The sequence below is a fragment of the Micromonospora sp. WMMD754 genome (genome assembly GCF_049315235.1).
GTDB lineage: Bacteria > Actinomycetota > Actinomycetes > Mycobacteriales > Micromonosporaceae > Micromonospora > Micromonospora sediminicola.
The window spans coordinates 6,360,436-6,379,735 of record NZ_CP186058.1 but is presented as its reverse complement, the minus strand read 5'-3'; the positions used below and the strand labels follow the sequence as shown (position 1 = coordinate 6,379,735).

Annotated in this window: 18 protein-coding genes and 2 riboswitches; of the genes, 11 read left to right on the top strand and 7 right to left on the bottom strand. The window is 72.3% G+C overall.

Annotated elements, in window-relative coordinates:
* Window positions 1-324: 324 nt before the first annotated feature.
* From ACN27B_RS29790 to ACN27B_RS29770, 5 genes are all read left to right on the top strand, one after another.
* Window positions 325-705: a (2Fe-2S) ferredoxin domain-containing protein gene (locus ACN27B_RS29790; protein ID WP_422742593.1), complete on the top strand. Its 381-nt coding sequence runs from the start codon at window positions 325-327 to the stop codon at window positions 703-705.
* A gap of 80 nt (window positions 706-785) precedes the next feature.
* Window positions 786-1,388 (top strand): DUF5134 domain-containing protein, encoded by a 603-nt coding sequence (locus ACN27B_RS29785; protein ID WP_422742591.1) that lies wholly within the window; start codon window positions 786-788, stop codon window positions 1,386-1,388.
* A 167-nt stretch (window positions 1,389-1,555) separates the two neighbouring features.
* A complete protein-coding gene (locus ACN27B_RS29780; protein WP_422742589.1) occupies window positions 1,556-2,341 on the top strand; it encodes a hypothetical protein in 786 nt (261 codons plus the stop codon).
* A gap of 103 nt (window positions 2,342-2,444) precedes the next feature.
* Window positions 2,445-3,203: a DsbA family protein gene (locus ACN27B_RS29775; RefSeq protein WP_422742587.1), complete on the top strand. Its 759-nt coding sequence runs from the start codon at window positions 2,445-2,447 to the stop codon at window positions 3,201-3,203.
* Between the two features lie 26 nt (window positions 3,204-3,229).
* On the top strand, window positions 3,230-3,838 hold the full coding sequence (locus ACN27B_RS29770; RefSeq protein ID WP_422746104.1) for a vitamin K epoxide reductase family protein: 609 nt from the start codon (window positions 3,230-3,232) through the stop codon (window positions 3,836-3,838).
* Window positions 3,839-3,848: 10 nt separating this feature from the next.
* Here ACN27B_RS29770 and ACN27B_RS29765 read toward each other — a convergent pair whose 3' ends face one another.
* Window positions 3,849-4,427, bottom strand: a complete 579-nt coding sequence (locus ACN27B_RS29765; RefSeq protein ID WP_422742585.1) for a DUF5134 domain-containing protein — start codon at window positions 4,425-4,427, stop codon at window positions 3,849-3,851.
* An 87-nt stretch (window positions 4,428-4,514) separates the two neighbouring features.
* Between ACN27B_RS29765 and ACN27B_RS29760 the strand changes: the two genes are divergently transcribed.
* From ACN27B_RS29760 to ACN27B_RS29750, 3 genes are all read left to right on the top strand, one after another.
* Window positions 4,515-5,948: a PepSY-associated TM helix domain-containing protein gene (locus tag ACN27B_RS29760; protein WP_422742583.1), complete on the top strand. Its 1,434-nt coding sequence runs from the start codon at window positions 4,515-4,517 to the stop codon at window positions 5,946-5,948.
* 105 nt (window positions 5,949-6,053) lie between these two features.
* A complete protein-coding gene (locus tag ACN27B_RS29755) occupies window positions 6,054-7,103 on the top strand; it encodes an ABC transporter substrate-binding protein (protein WP_422742581.1) in 1,050 nt (349 codons plus the stop codon).
* Between the two features lie 137 nt (window positions 7,104-7,240).
* A complete protein-coding gene (locus ACN27B_RS29750) occupies window positions 7,241-8,107 on the top strand; it encodes a DJ-1/PfpI family protein (protein ID WP_422742579.1) in 867 nt (288 codons plus the stop codon).
* Between the two features lie 139 nt (window positions 8,108-8,246).
* Here ACN27B_RS29750 and ACN27B_RS29745 read toward each other — a convergent pair whose 3' ends face one another.
* The 4 genes from ACN27B_RS29745 to metE form a co-directional block, all read right to left on the bottom strand.
* The gene (locus ACN27B_RS29745) at window positions 8,247-9,038 is read right to left on the bottom strand and encodes an ABC transporter substrate-binding protein (protein WP_422742577.1); all 792 of its coding nucleotides are present in this window, start codon (window positions 9,036-9,038) and stop codon (window positions 8,247-8,249) included.
* The gene (locus ACN27B_RS29740; RefSeq protein WP_422742575.1) at window positions 8,962-9,837 is read right to left on the bottom strand and encodes a metal ABC transporter permease; all 876 of its coding nucleotides are present in this window, start codon (window positions 9,835-9,837) and stop codon (window positions 8,962-8,964) included. Before ACN27B_RS29740 ends, ACN27B_RS29745 begins: the two co-directional genes overlap by 77 nt.
* Before the next feature lie 12 nt (window positions 9,838-9,849).
* Complete coding sequence (locus tag ACN27B_RS29735; RefSeq protein ID WP_422742573.1) at window positions 9,850-10,422, bottom strand: metal ABC transporter ATP-binding protein; 573 nt, start codon at window positions 10,420-10,422, stop codon at window positions 9,850-9,852.
* Window positions 10,423-10,778: 356 nt separating this feature from the next.
* A complete protein-coding gene (gene metE / locus ACN27B_RS29730; RefSeq protein ID WP_422742571.1) occupies window positions 10,779-13,016 on the bottom strand; it encodes a 5-methyltetrahydropteroyltriglutamate--homocysteine S-methyltransferase in 2,238 nt (745 codons plus the stop codon).
* A 114-nt stretch (window positions 13,017-13,130) separates the two neighbouring features.
* A riboswitch (cobalamin riboswitch) is annotated at window positions 13,131-13,343 on the bottom strand.
* A 128-nt stretch (window positions 13,344-13,471) separates the two neighbouring features.
* Window positions 13,472-13,682: riboswitch (cobalamin riboswitch) on the top strand.
* Window positions 13,683-13,809: 127 nt separating this feature from the next.
* On the opposite strand from metE, the gene ACN27B_RS29725 reads away from it, so the two are divergent.
* Window positions 13,810-14,322: an acyl-CoA thioesterase gene (locus ACN27B_RS29725; RefSeq protein ID WP_422742569.1), complete on the top strand. Its 513-nt coding sequence runs from the start codon at window positions 13,810-13,812 to the stop codon at window positions 14,320-14,322.
* A 3-nt stretch (window positions 14,323-14,325) separates the two neighbouring features.
* Window positions 14,326-14,949, top strand: a complete 624-nt coding sequence (locus tag ACN27B_RS29720; protein ID WP_422742567.1) for a LysE family translocator — start codon at window positions 14,326-14,328, stop codon at window positions 14,947-14,949.
* A gap of 49 nt (window positions 14,950-14,998) precedes the next feature.
* Here the strand turns inward: ACN27B_RS29720 and tsaD are convergent, their stop codons facing one another.
* Together tsaD and def are read right to left on the bottom strand one after the other, a co-directional pair.
* Window positions 14,999-16,042, bottom strand: a complete 1,044-nt coding sequence (tsaD, locus tag ACN27B_RS29715) for a tRNA (adenosine(37)-N6)-threonylcarbamoyltransferase complex transferase subunit TsaD (RefSeq protein WP_422742565.1) — start codon at window positions 16,040-16,042, stop codon at window positions 14,999-15,001.
* 3 nt (window positions 16,043-16,045) lie between these two features.
* The gene (gene def / locus ACN27B_RS29710) at window positions 16,046-16,585 is read right to left on the bottom strand and encodes a peptide deformylase (RefSeq protein ID WP_422742563.1); all 540 of its coding nucleotides are present in this window, start codon (window positions 16,583-16,585) and stop codon (window positions 16,046-16,048) included.
* 51 nt (window positions 16,586-16,636) lie between these two features.
* Between def and alaS the strand changes: the two genes are divergently transcribed.
* On the top strand, window positions 16,637-19,300 hold the full coding sequence (gene alaS / locus ACN27B_RS29705) for an alanine--tRNA ligase (RefSeq protein ID WP_422742561.1): 2,664 nt from the start codon (window positions 16,637-16,639) through the stop codon (window positions 19,298-19,300).

Here is a 19,300-nt window from a genome sequence, read left to right as displayed (position 1 = left end):
CCCTGCCCGTTAGTCGTCCCGCCGGCCGTGCGAGTTCCCCGGACATGATCGCCGATCGTGGTGCCCCGACTGCGGGTTGTCGCCGTCGTCGGTCGACAGCGTCAACGTGACGCAGCGTGGCAGTCTCTTGGAGGTTGACGAACTGTCGACGGCGTGAGCACGCACCGCGACCAGATCGGGGGTGAAACCGCTGGTAGTCACCGGGACGAGGGAAATCGCGATCCGCGTGGAACCCGCGGCGGGTCCTTCGCGACCATCACCACGCCGGGCTGCCGGGCATCGTCCGACGCCGAGGCAGTCACCGCGAGTGAGAGGGACGCGCCGATGCCACCCACCACCTCCACGACCGACACCCGCGTCGGGATCGTGCTCTGCGCGGGATGCTGCTGCGGCCGCACCGACCCGGAGAGCGCCGCGCCGCTGCGCGCCCTCTGCCAGGCGTCACCCGACCTCGCCCGGATGCGCACCAGTTCCTGCCTCGGCCGGTGCGACTACTCCGACGTGGTCGTCGTCCAACCCTCGCCCACCGGGCGTCGGCGCGGCGGCCGGCCCGTCTGGTTCGGCTGCACCGATGAGCAGGCCGCAGCGCGGATCCGCGACTGGGTGGCCGAGGGCGGACCCGGCGTCGCGCCGCTGCCCCGTGACCTGGCACTGCACCGGATCAGCGCGCCCGGAACCGACGCCTGCGGGGTATCGGCTATCTGACCGGCGCCGGCCGCCGGGAACCGGACCGACCGCGTGACCGACCTCTCTGGCGAACCCGTCGACAGGGAAGGGCGGAGCCGATGGTCGACGTGCTCTGGCTTCGGTGGGCACTGACGGTGCCCTTCGTCGCGACCGGCGCCCACTGCCTGGCCCGGTGCTGGGTCGAGGGGGTGCGTCGGCGTGCGCTTCGGGGTGCGACGGCCTGGCTGGTGGAGGCGGCCCACCTCGCGATGAGCGCCGCGATGATCGCCATGGTGTGGGTCGGCACCGGCTGGGACCGTGCCGGCGTGCAGGCCGCGCTGTTCCTCCTGCTCGGCGGTGGGTTTGCGGCCCGCGCCGCGCTGGGCCCGGCGGTCCGGGGCACGCGGTCGGAACTCGTCCACGAGGCGGTGATGGCCGGGGGCATGACCTGGATGCTGCTGCGGATGGCCGACCACCCCGGTCACCACGGCCCGCACCAGTCACACGTGGGCGGTGGCGGGTGGGAGAGCACCGGCCTGCCGGACGCGCTGACGGTCGTGCTCCTCGTGTCGCTCGCCGCTGCCGCTGCCGTCTGGTCGATCCGGCTGGTCGCCGCGCTCCGGGTGCCGCACTCTCGGGCTTTGCTCGGCCGGGCCGGCGTCGCGGGCAGTCACCTGCTCATGTCCGCCGGTATGGCCGCCGCGACACTCACCCTGCTCTGAACGGTACGCACACCGCCGCCGGACGCCGACTGCCGGGAACTATCACCCACCCAACGCGGACTAACCGAGCAGAGACGTCCCTCCGGCCGCGATGGGCGGGCCGGCTGCTCCGATCGGACAGGCATGACCCCTACGCACGATCTCGTCACGGCGGCCCGGCGGCTGTCGTGACCAGCCTCGCGATCTTCCTAACCATGATCGTCCTCGCCGCCGTGCTGGTGCGGACGGTGGACCGGAGCGGACCGGACGACGAATCACCGGACGACGGCCTCGAACCGCGGGCCGTCGACGCCGACGTCGTCGCCCTGAGCGGCACGGTGGCTCTGCAATGCCGGATCGTGCCCCTCGCCGCCGGCCGGAGCCGGACCCGCGCGACGACGACGGTCGTCCGGGAGCGGGCGCGACCAGCCGGGCGTCGGACAGCCCCCGGGCTCACCGTGCGCCATCGAGAGACGGGTGGACGGCTCCAGCACGTCCTACACCCCGTACCGCGTCCGACCCGCACGGGCGAGGCGATTCCTGCACCCGGGCGCCGCTCCCGGCCGCTGATCATCGGCACGGGCGTGGCCCTGCTCGCCGCGATGGCCGTGATCGCGCTGCCCGCCGCCGCGGCGAGTCCGACCGCCGACCGCGACTTCTGTCCCCGCCGTACGTCGGTGACGATCAGCGACCGGGGACAGACCCTGGACGCCTGGCTCCGGCGCGACACCAGCGGCCTGTTCCTCCATCTCTGCTGGCGCGGCGCGGGCGGCGACGACGAGGTGCTGCGGTGGGCGGCCACCGCGCAGGACAGGACCACCGACAGTCCCACCGGGGTGGCGGTGGTGCCCCTGACCGGCCGCACCGCGCTCGGTAACGCCAGTCTCGCCGCCGGCCGGACCTGGACGCTGCGCTTCGAGGTGAGCACCCGGAACGGGGGTCGCTCGCTGATGACGACCACGGTCCGGACCTGACCGGCCGCGGGAACTGACGACTGTCGCCGAGCGACCAATCGTACGGTGGCGTGCCGCACCCGGACTCCGGCACGGACTGACGACCGTCGAGAAGGTTGGGACGATGCCGAAGACCCGCCCGAACAACCAGCGATCCGCCGCCGCGCCGGAGCGTCGAACCCAGCGCGACCGGCGGGCCGGTGGCAAAGCGGCGCGCGCGATGCAGAAGCGTGGGATGAGCACCAACACCAAGGTGACGTTGGGTCTGCTCGCGGTGGTGCTGATCGGCCTCACCGCGCTGTTCGTGGTCGTGCAGCGCCAGTCGGGCAACGCCGGGCAGGTCTCCGCCGAGCGCCTGGTGCGCGCGGACAGCCACCGGCTCAGCACCGCCGGTGATGGCCGAGTCACAGTGGTCGAGTTCCTCGACTTCGAGTGCCCCGCCTGCGGGCAGGCGTTCCCCCAGGTCGAGCGGCTACGCACGGAGTACGCGGGACGGATCACCTACGTGGTGCGCAACTTCCCGCTGTCGGTGCACGCCAACGCGGAGAACGCCGCCCGGGCCGCCGAGGCCGCCGGCAAGCAGGACAAGTTCGAGCAGATGTACGTCAAGCTGTTCCAGACCCAGAGCAGTTGGGGCAACCAGCAGCAGGACCAGTCGGCGGTCTTCGCCGGCTACGCCGAGCAACTCGGACTCGACATGAACCGCTACCGCGCCGACGTGTCCGACGAGTCGACGGCCGACCGCATCCGGCAGGACCAGCAGGACGGCACCGCGGCCGGGGTCCAGAGCACCCCGACGTTCTTCCTCAACGGTGAACGCTTCGACGGCCCGGCGACGTACGCCGCGCTCAAGAGCGCCGTCGACGCGGCGCTGAGCGAGTGAGCGCCGACACCCGCGTCGCGCCGGACCTGGGTGACCGGCCGGTCGGAGGCGGGGAGCCGTTCGCCGCCCGTATCGTGCCGTGGATCCTGGCCGTCGGTGGGGGCGTCGGGCTGCTGGCCGCGCTGACGCTGACCATCGAGAAGGTCAACCTGCTGACCGACCCGGCGTACCGCCCGTCGTGCAGCATCAACCCGATCCTGTCCTGCGGCTCGGTCATGGTCACGCCGCAGGCGTCGGCCTTCGGCTTCCCCAACCCGCTGCTCGGCATCGTCGGCTTCAGCGTGGTCACCACCATCGGGGTGCTGCTCCTGGCCCGCGTCACGCTGCCCCGCTGGTGCTGGCTCGGCCTGCAGGTGGGTGCCACGTTCGGGGTGCTGTTCGTGCACTGGCTGATCTACCAGAGCGTCTACCGCATCGGCGCGCTGTGCCCGTACTGCATGGTGGTCTGGGTCGTCACGATCGCCATCTTCTGGTACGTCACGCTGCACAACCTGCACCACCGGCACCTGCCCGCGCCGGCGGCGTCGACCGCGCTGGTGCGGCTGCACACCGTCGGGCTCGCCGTGTGGTACCTGGTCATCGCGGTGCTGATCGGCGTCGAGTTCTGGTTCTACTGGCGGACGCTGCTCATGTGAGCGGGGCGCGTCAACCGTTCATCAGCACCAGCATGGTCGCCATGCCCCCGGCCATGGCCGCGTAACCGGTCAGGTGCAGCCGGTGGCCGGCCACCGTCGCGGCGCGGTACAGCCACCACAGCGCCGTACCGGCGGCGAGCACTACGAACACGACGTTCACCACGTCCGCCCACATCGGTGTCGCCGTCGGCCCCGCCGCGGCGTTGCCCCCGCCGTGCGAGTGTCCGGAGCCGGAGCCGCCGGCGGCCATCTCCGACATCAGCGTCGGCATCGCCGCGAGCATCCACATCATCGCCACGCCCATCGCCATGTGGCCGAGCAGGTCGACGCGGCCCGACGTGGCGCGCGCCCGCCGGTAGGCGGGCAGCAGCGAGAGGGCGAGGATCGCGAAGATGGCGACCTGCGCCCAGGCGACCACGCCCTCGACAATCACCCACAGCATGAGGATCATCGCCGCGCTCATCACGCCGTGACTGATGTCAACCAGATCGACATCGGTGAGTTCCCGGTCGCCGGCGGATCCCCGCCTGCGAATCAGGAGACCGGCGGCACAGACCAGGCCTGTCGCCAGGAACACAGCCGTCAGCACGGGAACCCACGGGGCCTCTAGCACGACTACAACCTAGCCAGCCGATCTGGAAAAAGAAAACGACGCCGACCGAGAGGGGCGACCCCCTTGACCGCCACCGAAACCGCCACGCCGCCCCCCGCCGAGGCGCCGTCGTCACCGGCCAGGCCCAGGAGGACCAACTGGTTCGCCGCGTTCTGGCGCTGGCACTTCTACGGATCGCTGATCGTCATCCCAGTGCTCTTCTGTCTCGCCGTCACCGGCATGACCTACATGTTCCGCGACGAGGTGGACTCCCTGACCCACCCCGGAGTGCTGAAGGTGTCGGCGCCCGACGGCGCCGAACGCGCGGCGCTGTCGGCCCAGGAGGCGGCCGTCCGCGCGGCGTTCCCGGACCGCCCCATCCTGTCTGTGCAGGACGGCACCGATGACCGGTCGACCCTCTTCGTCGCCGGGCTCGGGGACGGCGGCAGCACGAACATCTACGTCAATCCCTACACCTCCACCGTGACCGGCGAGCTACGCCAGGACCAGCTCGTCTCCACCTGGGCCGAGCGCATCCACGGCGACCTGCTCATCGGCGAGGACGGCGTCGGTGACCGCATCGTCGAGCTCGGCGCCTCCTGGGCGATCGTGCTGACCATCACCGGGTTCATCATCTTCTTCCTCGGTCGACGCGCGCGCAACGGCGCGCAGGCCAAGGGCAAGCGGGGAGCCCGGCTGCGCGGCTGGCACGCCCTCGTCGGCCTCCCCGTCGGCCTCGGCATCCTGCTGTTGGTGATCTCCGGCCTTCCGTGGACCGGTTTCTGGGGCGCGAAGGCCCAGCAGGTGGCGGTCCAGGGCGGCTCCGGGCTCTGGGGTGAGGATCCCGGCGCGGAGTCCACCATCCGCCAGCAGATCGAGGACACCGACGGCCAGTCGGCTCCCGCCGGATGGGCCGCCGGCAACGCCCCGCAGGGCACCAGCACCGGCGCCGGCACCCCGATCTCCATCGACCGGGCGGTCACGGCCGCGCAGACCCAGGGCGCCCCCGGCCCGTACCTGATCATGTACCCCGAGGGCGACAAAGGCGTGTTCAGCGTGATGAGCAGCCAGTGGTACAACGTCGGCAACCCGGCCGAGTCCGACGTCAGCAAGGAGCGGACCATCCACGTCGACCAGTACAGCGGCGACGTGGTCGGCCAGTACGGCTACGCCGACTACAGCGCCGCGGCGAAGGTCGTCTCCCAGGGCATCGCGCTGCACGAGGGGCGACGCCTCGGCACGCTCAACACGGTCCTGTCCACGTTCTTCTGCCTCGCGGTGATCTTCATGTGCGTCACCGGTCCGATGATGTGGTGGACCCGTCGCCGTACCGCCTCCGGCCTTGCCGCGCCCCGGGCGAAACTTCCGGTCTGGGGCAACTGGACCCTGCTCGGCGCGATGGTCGTACTCGGTGTCTTCCTGCCCCTGTTCGGTCTGTCCCTGCTGATCGTCCTTGCCCTGGACCAGTTCCTGATCCGCCGGCTCCCTGCGCTGCGGAGCTTCTTCGGCACCGTCTGACCTGACGAGCGCCCAGCCGGATCCATGATGTGCCCACGACAGAGGAGCAAGAGTCCACCCATGCTACGAGCCGTCCAATCCCTGATTCCTCGTTCCTCCCGGGCGGTGCTGGCCCTGTGCGGCGTGCTCGCGCTCGCGGCCTGCTCCGCGACGGAGGTGCCGGATGCGCCTGCGGCGTCGTCCGGCGCGACCGCGCCCACCGGGGCGCGGACAACCTATCCGCTGACCATCGACAACTGCGGCCGTGAGGTCACCTTCACCCAGGCGCCGCGCCGGGTCGTGCTGCTCAACGGGGCGTCGGTCGCGGAGGTCGAGTCGCTGATCGCACTCGGCGTGCAGGACCGGATCGTGGCGAACAGCCAGCGGTACGGCGTGTCCGACGACCCGGCGATGGTGGCCAAGATCGATGCCATCCCGACCGGTGGTGTGAAGATCAACCAGAACTTCGAGGTGCCCCGCGAGCAGGTCCTGGCCCAGTCTCCGGACCTGGTCATCTCCACCTGGGCGGGCGGGTTCGACACCAAGATCGGTTCGATCTCCCGGGACGAGTTGGGCAAGGCCGGTGTCAACAGCTTCGTGACGCCGTCCAACTGCGCCAACGGTGCCACCGCACCGCGACCGCAGGACGTCACGACGTACGCGAAGCGGTCGGTCGAGTCGTCGTTCGACCTGCTCACCCAGCTCGGGCTGATCTTCGACGTCCAGGGCAAGGCGGCGCAGATCGTGCAGGACACCCGCGCCGCGCTCGCCGCGCTCCCGGCGCCGGACGGCGAGCGCAAGCGGGTGCTGGTCGTCTACCCGGGCATGTCAGCGGCCATGGGCCTCAAGGTGCCGACGGTGTTCGCCGGCGGGATCTTCGACGACATCGTCAACCGGGCCGGCGGCGTCAACGTGTTCGCCGGCCGCACCGACCAGCAACTCGCCGCGATCAACGCCGAGGCCCTCGCCGCCGCGAACGCGGACGTCCTGGTGATCGGCCTCTACCAGCCGAGCGACGACGCCAAGACGTACGCGGAGCAGTTGTTCAAGCAGTTCCCGCAGTGGCCGGCGTCGAAGACGAAGACCTACACGTCGGTGTCCGACAGCTTCTATCTCGGGCCGCTGAACGCGGTCGCGGTCAAGCGGATCAGCGACGCCGTCCAGGCCGCCGGCTGAGCGGAGACGACACCGGTATTCCGGGGTTCCGGGCCGGGCCGGCGACAGCGGCGGCTCGGCCCGGAACGCCTGGCCAGAGGTCAACGAAGTGCACCCAGTGGACGCGCGGCCTTCCATCCGCGAACGGAGGCACCACCATGAGTACGACGTTCGACGATTCCGACCGGGCCGACGATCAGCCCGTACCCGACGGCCGGTTCACCGCACCGCTCGACCCTCCCGCGACGGGTGACATCACGGTCGCGTTCCTCATCTCTCCCGGAACGGAACTCGTCGACCTCGCCGGGCCGTGGGGCGTCTTCGAGTACGTCCACCTCGCCGACGGGCGCAACCCGTTCACGCTCCACACGGTAGCTGCCACGACCGAGCCGGTCCGCATCTCCGCCGGCATGGTCCTGGTGCCCGGCCACGATCTCGACAGTGCGCCGACGCCGGACATCGTGGTGGTGCCCGCCATGGACACCGGGAAACTGGCCCCCGGGATGCTGGAGTGGCTGCGACGTGTCCACCACGGCACCGCGGTCACCATGTCCGTCTGCAACGGCTCGTTCGTGCTCGCGCAGGCCGGCCTGCTCGACGGCCGGACCGCGACCGCCCACCACGGCGGCTACGCCGCGCTCCGGGCCACCTTCCCGGACGTCACCGTCGTCCGAGGTCGCCGCTACGTCGAGGACGGCAGGATCGCCACCGCCGGCGGGCTCACCAGTGGCATCGACCTCGCACTGCGGATCGTCGAACGATACTTCGGCCGGGACGTCGCACGGCAGACCGCCACCGAACTCGAATACCAGGGCACCGGCTGGATGCACCCGAGCAGCAACGGCCAGTTCGCCGAGCGCCCGGAAAGCTCACCGGGCCGGCCGCTGTGCCCGGTGTGCGAGATGGCGGTCTCACCCGACACCTCCCTCGCGGCCGAGCACGACGGCGTCACCTGGTACTTCTGCGGATCCTGGTGCGAGCGGCAGTTCAAGGAAGCACCGAACCGGTTCGTCGGCGCCGGCTGACGTCACACCGAGCGCTCCGCAGCCGCTGGCGGACCCAGCGGTCCGGGGCGTCGCGGGACGCGTGCGCGTTCCACCGCCTGCGCAGGGGCTGGTGAGGGCGTCCGCGATGCCCCTCACCAGCCCCTGCCGGGCCGGCCCCTCAGGGCTTGAGCGCCACGGTCAGCCGCTCGGTGTTGGTCCGGAAGACGGCAAGCAGGTCGAGGTCGGCGCCGGGATAGTTGACGATGTCGACGCGTGCGGCGCCGGCGATGTCGGGGTTCGCGCCGGGTAGGTGCGCGTTGGCCAGCACCAGCGTCGGCTTCTTTCCGGTCAGGTCGGCCAGTTGGCCGGGCGTGACCGGCTGTGGTCCGTAGGTGCCCACGACCGGGATGCCGGCGAAGTCGCCCCAGTAGGCCATGAACACGTGCGACACCGCGCTCGCCCGGCCGGCAGCCGCCGCCTTGGCCTGATTGGACAGGGTCTGGTATTCGGCGGTGAACGAGGAGGTCCAGGCGCTCGCGGCCGCGTCGGTGCCGAACATCGCGGCGAGTCGCTTCACCTCCGAGGTGATCGACGCCGGTGTGTTCTCCAACTGCACGGGCACCAGTTTGCCCCCGCCGCCCGCGGCGTCCTTGAGCCGGGCGGCGAAGCCGTCGAACTCGGCGAACAGGATGTAGTCGGCGCCGGCGACCGCGGTCAGGTCGGACGGCTTCGGGTCGTAGTCCGGCGGGTGCTGCACGCTGGCCGGCGCGACGACGGTGATGTCGGTGGCGCCGGCGGCCTTGGCCAGCGCGCCGACCCAGGTGGTGGACGCGACCACCCTCGGCCCCTTCACCGCCGTCGACGCGCCGCCGCTGCCGGCCGGCGCCGGGTCGTCAGTGCTGCCACATCCGCTGGCCAGCAGGGACAGGGTCGCCACCGCGCTCAGCGCGGCGGCCCGGATCGATCGCATCACGTGCTCCTTCGGGAATCAGGTAGGTGAGCAGGGTCAGGGTCCCGGCGACGATGACGAGGACGGGCCCGGGTGGCTGGTCGAGCAGCAGCGCGGCGGCGAACCCGGCGCCGTTGCCGACCACGCCGAGCGCGACGGCCCACACCACCATCGAGCGCAGGGACCGGCCGAGGTTGCGGGCGCCCAGGGCGGGAAGGATGGTCAGGGCGTCGACCAGCAGCGCCCCGGTCAGCCGGATCGACGCGCCGATGGCCACGGCGACGACCACGAGCAGGGCGAGCAACAGCGGTCCGGCGGCGACTCCGGAGCACAGGGCCAACTCCCGGTCGAACAGCAGCAGTGCGAGGTGTCGCCGCCACCGCCAGAACAGGACGTGGACGACCACCGTCAGACCGCCGAGCACCACCAGGTCGATCTCGCGGGTGGCGAGGATGGACCCCCACAACAGCTCGAACGCGCCGGTGGCGTTGACGCCGGACACCGACAGCACGAGCAGGGCGGCGGCGATGGCGAAGGTCATCAGCAGCCCCATCGCCCCCGGCAGTCCGGTGGGCCGTCGGGCCAGCGGCGCGACACCCGCTCCGGCGAGCGCGCAGGCGACCAGGCCACACAGCATCGGGTCCAGGCCGGTGAGCAGGCCGACGGCGATGCCGAGCAACGCCACGTGCATCATCGCGAAGCGAACGGCGATGATGTCCAAGCCGATGATGAACACCCCGACGACCGGCAGGCCGACGGCGGCGATCAGCAGGCCGATCCCGGAGCGCTGCACGGCGGGCAGACTGAGCAGATCGAGCATCTGGCCCACGGCTCAGATCACCCGCAGCCGGCCGGCGGCCATCTCGGCCACCCGGTCACAGACACGGGACATCGCCCGGTCGTGGGACACCACGACCACCGTCACCGGCAACGCGGCCAGCAGCGCGGCGACCTGCTCCTGCCCGTCGAAGTCGAGAGCGGCGGTCGGCTCGTCGGCGAACAGCACCCGCGCGCCGGCCGCGACCGCGCCGAGGGCACGGGCCAGGAAAACCCGCTGCAACTGCCCTCCGGAGAGGGTGTGCAGCGGGCGGCGGCCCAGCCCCGCGACACCGAGATCGGCGGCGGCGTCCCGCGCGGCCCCGGGCCCGCCGCCGCTGTCGAGCAACTCGTCGACCAGCAGCGGGAACCGGCCCGCGGTGAGGCGCTGCGGCACCCAGGCCACCTCCCGCCGGCGTCGAGCCCACTCCGCGCCGCGCCGCGCCTCGAACCCGTCCACGCCGACACCGCCGCCGGCCAGGGGATGCAGGCCGAGCGCCGCGCGCAGCAGGGTCGTCTTGCCGGAGCCGTTGGCGCCGGTCAACGCCACGTGCTCACCCGGGTCGACGACCAGATCCACCGCGTCCACCGCGGTCCTGCGGCCGTACCGGCAGGTGACGGCCCGGAATGTCACCGCGGCGGCGCTCACTCGACTGGCCGTGGCGCGCTGCGCCCAATGGGTGGCCCGCAGCTTCCTCGCGCGCCCGCCCATTCGGCCGTCGCGTCGTGCCGGGCTTCGCCCCTCACCTGAACCTCCACGCGTGGCCCTCCCCGTGTCGCGCCACGGCGCTCACCCGACATCCCGGTAGTCGGACGCCACCCGATCGTGGTTCCCGCGACTTCGTGAGGATGTGCGGGCAGGGCGCGGGGTTCGCGGGTTGAGCCCGGACGCCGCCCACCGGCCGGGCCGGGTGACCGTTGTCGCGTGGCCACCCGGCGACGACGTCAGCCCTGCCCTACCTCGGCCGCCGCCGCGACGAGGCGCCGCAGGGACGCTTCGACCTCGGGGTAGCCGCGGGTCTTCAGGCCACAGTCGGGGTTGACCCAGAGCCGGTGGGCGGGCACCGCGGCGACGGCGCGCCGCAGCGCGTCGGCGACCTCGTCGTGCGGCGGTACGCGGGGGGAGTGGATGTCCCAGACGCCGGGTCCGATGCCGCGGTGGTAGCCGATGGTGGCGAGGTCGTCGAGGATCTCCATCTTGGAGCGGGACGCCTCGATGCTGGTGACGTCGGCGTCAAGGGCGTCGATGGCGGCGATGACCTCTCCGAACTCGGAGTAGCACAGGTGGGTGTGGATCTGCGTGTCGTCGGCGACGCCGCTGATGGCCAGCCGGAACGCACCGACCGCCCAGTCCAGGTAGGTCTGCTGGTGGGCGCGGCGTAGCGGCAGGGTTTCCCGCAGTGCGGGTTCGTCGACCTGGATGACGCGGATGCCGGCGGTCTCCAGGTCGCGGCACTCGTCGCGTAGGGCGAGGGCGACCTGGTCGGCGGTGTCGGCGAGTGGTTGGTCGTCGCGGACGAAGGACCAGGCGAGGATGGTGACCGGTCCGGTGAGCATGCCCTTGACGGGTTTGCTGGTCAGGGATTGGGCGTAGGTGGACCAGGCGACGGTCATCGGCGCCCGGCGGGCGACGTCGCCGTGGATGACGGGTGGGCGTACGCAGCGGGTGCCGTAGGACTGCACCCAGCCGTGGTCGGTGGCGGCGAACCCGTCGAGCTGCTCGGCGAAGTAGTGGACCATGTCGTTGCGTTCCGGCTCGCCGTGCACGAGCACGTCCAGGCCCAGGTTCTCCTGCAGGCGGATGACGTGGGCGACCTCGGCGCGCATCCGCGCGGTGTAGCCGGCGTCGTCGAGGGTGCCGGCCCGGTGGGCGGCGCGGGCCGCGCGCAGCTCGGGGGTCTGCGGGAACGAGCCGATCGTGGTGGTGGGCAGCGCGGGCAGGCCGAGGCGGCGCTGCTGGCGGGCGGCCCGGTCGGAGTAGTCGCCGCGTCGCCGGTGCTCGGGGCGCAGCGCGGCGAGGCGTCCGCGGATCTCGTCGCGCCGCCAGGACGCCGGTGTGGCCGGCAGTGGTGCCGGCAGGGCGGTGGTGCCGTCGCGCAATGCGCGCCCGAGCAGGACGACCTCGTCGAGCTTCTGCCGGGCGAACGCGAGCCGTTCGGACAGCCGAGGGTCCAGGCGGGTCTCCGCGCTCAGGTCGACCGGGACGTGCAGCAGGGAGCAGGACGTGGACACCGCGACGTGGTCGGCCAGCGCGGCGACGGTGGCTCCGGCGGCGACGGCGGCCCGCAGATCGGTACGCCAGATGTTGCGGCCGTCGACGAGGCCGGCGACGATCGTCTTCCCGCCCAAGGGGCCGGCACCGGTCAGCCGTTCGAGGTTCCCCGGACCGGCGACGAGGTCGACCCCGACGGCCTCGACCGGGGCGTCGAGCAGCGCCGGGAGGGCGTCGGCGAGCTCACCGAAGTAGGTGGCGACGAAGATCCGCGGCCGGTTCGGCAGGTCACCGAGGCGCCGGTAGGCGCGGTGGAGACCATCGATCTCGGCCGCGGTGCGGTCGGCGACGTAGGCGGGTTCGTCGAGCTGCACCCACGGCACACCCGCCCCGGCGAGCGCGGTGAGGATGCCGGCGTAGGCGTCGACCAGGTCGTCGAGCCGGGCGAACGGGTCGGCGCCCTTGGCCAGCAGCAGGAACGTGGCCGGGCCGATCAGCACCGGGCGGGTGGTGATGCCGAGGGCGCGGGCCTCGGCGTACTCGCTCAGCGCCTTGACGGGGTGGGCGGCGAAGCGGGTGTCGGCGTCGATCTCCGGGACCAGGTAGTGGTAGTTGGTGTCGAACCACTTGGTCAGCTCCAGCGCCGGTTCGGCGTCGACGCCGCGGGCCATGGCGAAGTACGTGTCGAGGTCGTCGAGGCCGAGGCGGGTGAACCGGTGGGGGATCGCGCCGACGGCGACGGCGGTGTCGAGCATCTGGTCGTAGTAGGAGAAGGTGTTCGACGGGATGGCGTCGAGGCGGGCGTCGCGCAGCGTCCGCCACACCTGCGCCCGCAGCCCGGCGGCGGTCTCGTGCAGGCCGGCGGCGTCGAGCGTGCCGGCCCAGTAGGCCTCGACCGCCTTCTTCAGTTCGCGGTGCGCGCCGATGCGTGGATAGCCGAGCACGGTGCTCTGGCCGAATGGAGTGGTCACTGATGGTCCTTCCCTCGAGGTGCCTGGCGGCCACCGGGAGGGAGAAGCGGATACGGCGGGCGTACCGGCTTTCCGCCCTGGCCCTCCCGAGAGGCCGTCGACGGCGCGCACCGGACGGCGCACGCAGCGCTGGCAGGTCTTCGGACTCGCGGGCATGACACGAGGTCGCCTACTGGCCGTCGCTTCCCGGACCTTTCCGGTCCAGTGCTTCGATGACGGCGGTCGTTCCCACTCACCGCTGCGGGGCAGTCCGGTCTCGCACCGGGTTCCCTCTTACGACGCCCACCCGCCGAAGCGGGGAGGCGAACCAGCACCGCGCACGATCGTACGACGACGGTGCGGTGCGTGAGTGGCCGTGTCCGAGTCGCGGGACACGTCGACGGCACCGATCAGGACGCGAGAGACCGACGTCACCCGCCCCGACCTGGCGCGTCGCCGACACCCTGACGACTGGCTAAAATGGTCGCAGCGCTGGTTCACCCGGTCGGCGACGGCCGGGTGTCGTAAGAGGGAACCCGGTGGAAGTCCGGGACTGCCCCGCAGCGGTGAGTGGGAACGACCGCCGTCATCAGCACTGGGCCACCGGCCTGGGAAGCGACGGCCAGTAGGCGACCGAACCCGGTCCGGCCCGCGAGTCCGAAGACCTGCCCGCGTCGCGCGCACCACCGGTGCGCGCTGCCGTCGACCTCGCGGGTGGGTCCGGGCGGGTGACACGCCGTACGCGATCCGTCGGCGTGCCCTCGACGCGCGCCCTCCGGTCGGCGGTCCGCTGCATCGAGGACGGACCCGCACAGTGCCCGACACCATCACACTCGCCGGCCGACCACCGTCGGCCTCGCACCTGACCCTGTCGCAGATCATGGACCAGCACCACACCAACCTGATGGGTACGGTGCACGGCGGCCGGATCCTCAACCTGATCGACTCGGTCGCCGGGGTCGTCGCCGCCCGCCACTCCGACGGCCCGGCGGTCACCGCAGCCATCGACGAGACCGCCTTCCTACGCGCGGTCCGCGTCGGTGACGTGGTCCACGTCGACGCGCGGATCACCTGGGCCGGCCGCAGCTCGATGGAGGTGGCGGTGAGGGTCAGCGCGGACCGCTGGGACCGCGCGGTGCCCCCGGTCGACGTGGCCACGGCACACCTGGTGATGGTGGCCGTCGACGATCACGGCGATCCCCGCGCCGTCCCGCCGCTGCTGCCGCAGACCGACGGGGACCGGCGACGCTACCGGGAGGCGCAGATCCGACGGGAGCACCGGCTGGCGCTGCGCCGGGCCCTGCTCAACGGCGCCGGGGAGGGCTGAACGGTGCTCGGACTGTCCGTTGCGGTGCTCGCCGGCTATCTCGCCGCGATCGTCGTCCTCATGGTCACGCCCGGCCCGGACATGATGTTCGTGCTGGCCAACGCCACCCGCTACGGCGCCCGATCCGGGGTCGTCGCCGCGCTTGGCGTCGCCGCCGTGGAAGCCGTGCACGTCGCCGCGGTGGTCGGAGGACTGGCCACGGTGATCAGCGCGTCACCGGTCCTGTTCACCGCCATCCGATGGGCCGGCGCCGCGTATCTGATCGTCCTGGGGGTCCGGGCCGCGTGTCGGCGCGATCCGGTCACCGCCGACGATCCGGACCGCGGCGCGTCGCCCGGGCGGGCCTTCCTGCGTGGACTGGTGACGAACCTGCTCAACCCCAAGATGATCCTGTTCAGCGTGGCGTTCCTGCCGCAGTTCGTCGATCCGGGTGCCGGCGACGCGACGGCGCAGCTCGTCCTGCTCGGCGCCCTGTTCGTCGCCGTGCAGCTCGCCGTGGACATCACTCTCGGCGTGGGCGCCGGCCGGCTCGCCGGCAGGCTGGCGGACCGGCGGTGGTCGCGGCGGATCAACAGGCTCTGCGCGGTCGCGTTCGTGGCCCTCGGCGTCCGCCTCGCCCTGGGCTGACACGCCGCCGGACAGGGTGGCGTGCAGGCCGGCGACCTGGGCGTCGTTCTCACCCTTGCAAGGCGGCGCCGGGAATCGTGGCGCGGGTCAGGACGGCGTTGGGGTCGGCGCCGAGAGTCAGCGCTGACGGGCCCACACCTGCGCGGACGAGGAGGTCGCCGACGGCGGCGATCATGGCGCCGTTGTCGGTGCAGAGTCGGGGTGCGGGCACGCGCAGGGTGATGCCGGCGGCGTGACAGCGCTGTTGGGCGAGGGCGCGCACGCGGCTGTTGGCGGCGACGCCGCCGACGAGCAGCAGGGTGTCGATGTCGTGGCCGCGGCAGGCGGCGACGGCTTTGCGGGTGAGCGTGTCGGCGACGGCTTCCTGGAAGGAGGCGGCGATGTCGGCGACGGGCAACGGGCCGTGGTGGCGTTCGGTCCAGCGGGCGACGGCGGTTTTCAGGCCGGAGAACGAGAACCGGTAGGGCAGGTCGCCGGGTGCGGTCATGGGGCGGGGGAAGGCGATCGCGGTGGGGTCGCCGTGGCGGGCGGCGGCGTCGATTGCCGGGCCGCCGGGGTACGGCAGGCCGAGCAGCCGGGCGACCTTGTCGAAGGCTTCGCCGGCGGCGTCGTCGGCGGTGTCGCCGAGGTGGACGACGGGGTCGCGGGCGAGGTCGCCGAGAAGTAGGAGGCTGGTGTGGCCGCCGGAGACGATCAACGCGACGCTGCGCGCGGGGAGGGGGCCGTGGTCGAGGACGTCGACGGCGGCGTGGCCGGCCAGGTGGTGCACGCCGTAGAGGGGGACGCCGAGGGTGAGGGCATAGGCCTTGCCGGCGGCGAGGCCCACCTGTACGGCGGTGGCGAGGCCAGGGCCGGCGGTGGCGGCGACGGCATCGATGTCGGCGAAGCCGAGGCCGGCGCGGTCGAGGGCGTGGCGGACCATCGGGGTGATGGCGTGCAGGTGGGCGCGGGCGGCGATCTCGGGCACGACGCCGCCGAAGCGGGCGTGTTCGTCCATGCTGGTGGCGAGGGCGTCGCCGAGCAGGACACCGTCGGCGACGATGCCGACGCCGGTCTCGTCGCAGGACGTTTCGATGCCGAGGACGACCGGCACCGCTCAGTCCTGTCCGACGCCGACGCCGGGGTGTTCGGCCGCGGCGGCAAGGAGGCGTTTGCGGGTGCGGGCGGGCAGCCGGTCGACGTAGGCGAGGCCGTCGAGGTGGTCGACCTCGTGTTGCAGGCAGCGGGCGAGGGTGCCGGTGCTGTCGATGCGCACCGGCCGGCCGTGCAGGTCAAGGCCGGAAACGGCGGCGGTGGCCGGGCGGGTGACCTCGGCGTACTGGCCGGGCACGGACAGGCAGCCCTCGCTGTCGGTGACGAGATCCCGCTGCTCGGGCAGGTGCAGGACCGGGTTGATCACGTGGGCGACGGTGTGGGCGCCGGTGGCGTCGGGGCAGTCGAGGACGAAGATCCGGGCGTCGACGCCGATCTGGTTGGCGGCCAGGCCGACGCCGTGCGCGGCGTACATGCTGGCGAACATGTCCGCGACGAGCTGCGTGAGGGCGTCGTCGAAGACGGTCACCTCGGCGCAGCGGCGGTGCAGCACCGGGGTGCCGTATCGGGTGATGGGTCGTGGGGTGCCGGTCGAGGTCTGCACAGTTGCCCATACTATGCAATTGCCAAACAGTTGCAGTAAGGGATGGGTGGTATGCGGACGGCGGAGATCAAGCGGCGGTTCCTCGCCCACTTCGAGGCGAACGGGCACGCCGTGGTGCCGTCCGCTCCGCTGCCCGCCATCAGCGACCCGAACCTGTTGTTCATCAACGCGGGCATGGTGCAGTTCGTGCCCTACTTCCTGGGACAGCAGAGCCCGCCGTACGCGCGGGCGACGAGCGTGCAGAAGTGCATCCGGACGCCGGACATCGACGAGGTCGGCAAGACCAGCCGGCACGGCACGTTCTTCCAGATGAACGGCAACTTCTCCTTCGGTGACTACTTCAAGGACGGGGCGATCCCGCTCGCCTGGGACCTGGCCACCACGTCGGTCGAGGCGGGCGGCTTCGGGCTGGACCCGGAGCGGATCTGGGCGACGGTCTACCTGGACGACGACGAGGCGTACGACATCTGGCGGGCCACCGGCGTGCCCACCGAGCGGATCGTGCGCCGGGGCAAGGCCGACAACTTCTGGTCGATGGGCATCCCCGGCCCGTGCGGCCCGTGCTCGGAGCTCTACTACGACCGCGGCCCGGAGTACGGCCGGGAGGGCGGTCCGGAGGTCGACGAGGACCGCTACCTGGAGTTCTGGAACCTCGTCTTCATGCAGTTCGAGCGCGGCCCGGGCGTCGGCAAGGAGGACTTCCCGATCCTCGGCGACCTGCCGGCGCGCAACATCGACACCGGCATGGGCCTGGAGCGGATGGCCTCGCTGCTGCAGGGCGTGGACAACCTCTACGAGATCGACGAGGTCAAGCCGATCCTGGACCGGGCGGCTGAGCTGACCGGCAAGCGCTACGGCGTGCACTCGGGTCACGCGGCCAACCAGTCGCACCCGGACGACGTGCGGCTGCGGGTGGTCGCCGACCACGTGCGCACCGCGCTGATGCTGATCGGCGACGGCGTGACCCCGTCGAACGAGGGCCGTGGCTACGTGCTGCGGCGGATCATGCGCCGGGCGATCCGGTCGGTGCGGCTGCTGGGTTACCAGGACCGGGCCCTGCCGGAGCTGCTGCCGGTGGCGCGGGACTGCATGGCCCCGTCGTACCCGGAGCTGGCCGAGGAGTTCGGCCGGATCTCCCAGTACGCGTACGCCGAGGAGGACGCGTTCCTCGCCACGCTGCGCGCCGGCACCACGATCCTGGACACCGCGATCGCCGAGACGAAGTCGGCGGGGCAGCCGGCGTTGTCGGGTGACAAGGCGTTCCAGCTGCACGACACGTACGGCTTCCCGATCGACCTGACCCTGGAGATCGCCGCCGAGCAGGGCCTGCAGGTCGACGCGGACGGCTTCCGCCGGCTGATGGCCGACCAGCGCAGCCGGGCCAAGGCCGACGCGCAGGCCCGCAAGACCGGGCACACCGACCTGTCGGCCTACCGGCGGATCGTCGACACGACGGGCCCGACGCACTGGCGCGCCTACACCGACCTGACGACCGAATCGACGATCGTGGCGATCCTGACCGACGGCGAACCGGTGCCCGCCGCGACCGAGGGGCAGATCGTCACCGTGGTGCTCGACGTCACCCCGTTCTACGCCGAGTCCGGCGGACAGGCGGCCGACGCCGGGCACCTCACCGGCCCCGACGGCGCGGGCGAGGTGATCGACGTGCAGCGCCCGGTCAAGGGACTCGTCGCCCACCAGGTCCGCGTCACCGCCGGGCACCTGACGGTCGGCGCCCGCCTCACCGCGCGCGTCGACGCGAGCTGGCGCCTCGGTGCCCGACAGGCGCACTCCGGCACCCACGTGCTGCACGCCGCGCTGCGGCAGGTCCTCGGCCCGACCGCGTTGCAGTCCGGCTCCTACAACCGGCCCGGCTACCTGCGGCTGGACTTCGCCTGGCCCGGCGGCCTTTCCCCGGCCACGCGCAGCGAGGTCGAGGACGTCGCGAACCAGGCGCTGCGCGACGACCTGCCGGTCACCGCGCAGGTCATGCCGCTGACCCGGGCCCGGGACCTCGGTGCCCTGGCCCTGTTCGGGGAGACCTACGACGAGCAGGTCCGGGTCGTCGAGATCGGCGGCGCCTGGTCCCGTGAGCTGTGCGGCGGCACCCACGTGACCCACTCCAGCCAGATCGGCCTGCTCGCGCTGACCGGCGAGTCGTCCGTCGGCGCCGGTCACCGCCGCGTCGAGGCGGTCGTCGGCCTCGACGGGCTGCGCTACCTCACCCGGGAACGGGACCTCGTCACCCAGCTCGCCGCGCAGCTGCAGGCACCGCGCGAGGACCTACCCGAACGCATCGGCGCGCTGCTCGGCCGCGCCAAGACCGCAGAACGCCGCGCCGACCAGCTCACCCGCGAACTCACCGCGCAGCGCGCCCGACGCCTCGCCGCCGACGCGGTACGCATCAACGGCACCCGCCACGTCGCCGTCGTCGCCGCCGACGGCGAGGACCCACGGCAGCTCGCCGAGCTGATCCGCGCCGCGCTACCCCAGGACCAGCCCGGCGTGGTCGCGGTCGCCGCGTCCGCGTCCGCGTCACGCAACACCCGACTGGTCGTTGCCACCACCGCGGCGACGCCGGACCCGCTCGGCGCCGTACACCTGGTCAAGGCCACCCTCGACGGGCGCGGCGGCGGCACCGCCCGCCTGGCGCAAGGCGGAGCCTCGGGTCGCACCGCCGAGGAGATCCTCACCGCGCTCACCGCGATCATCTGA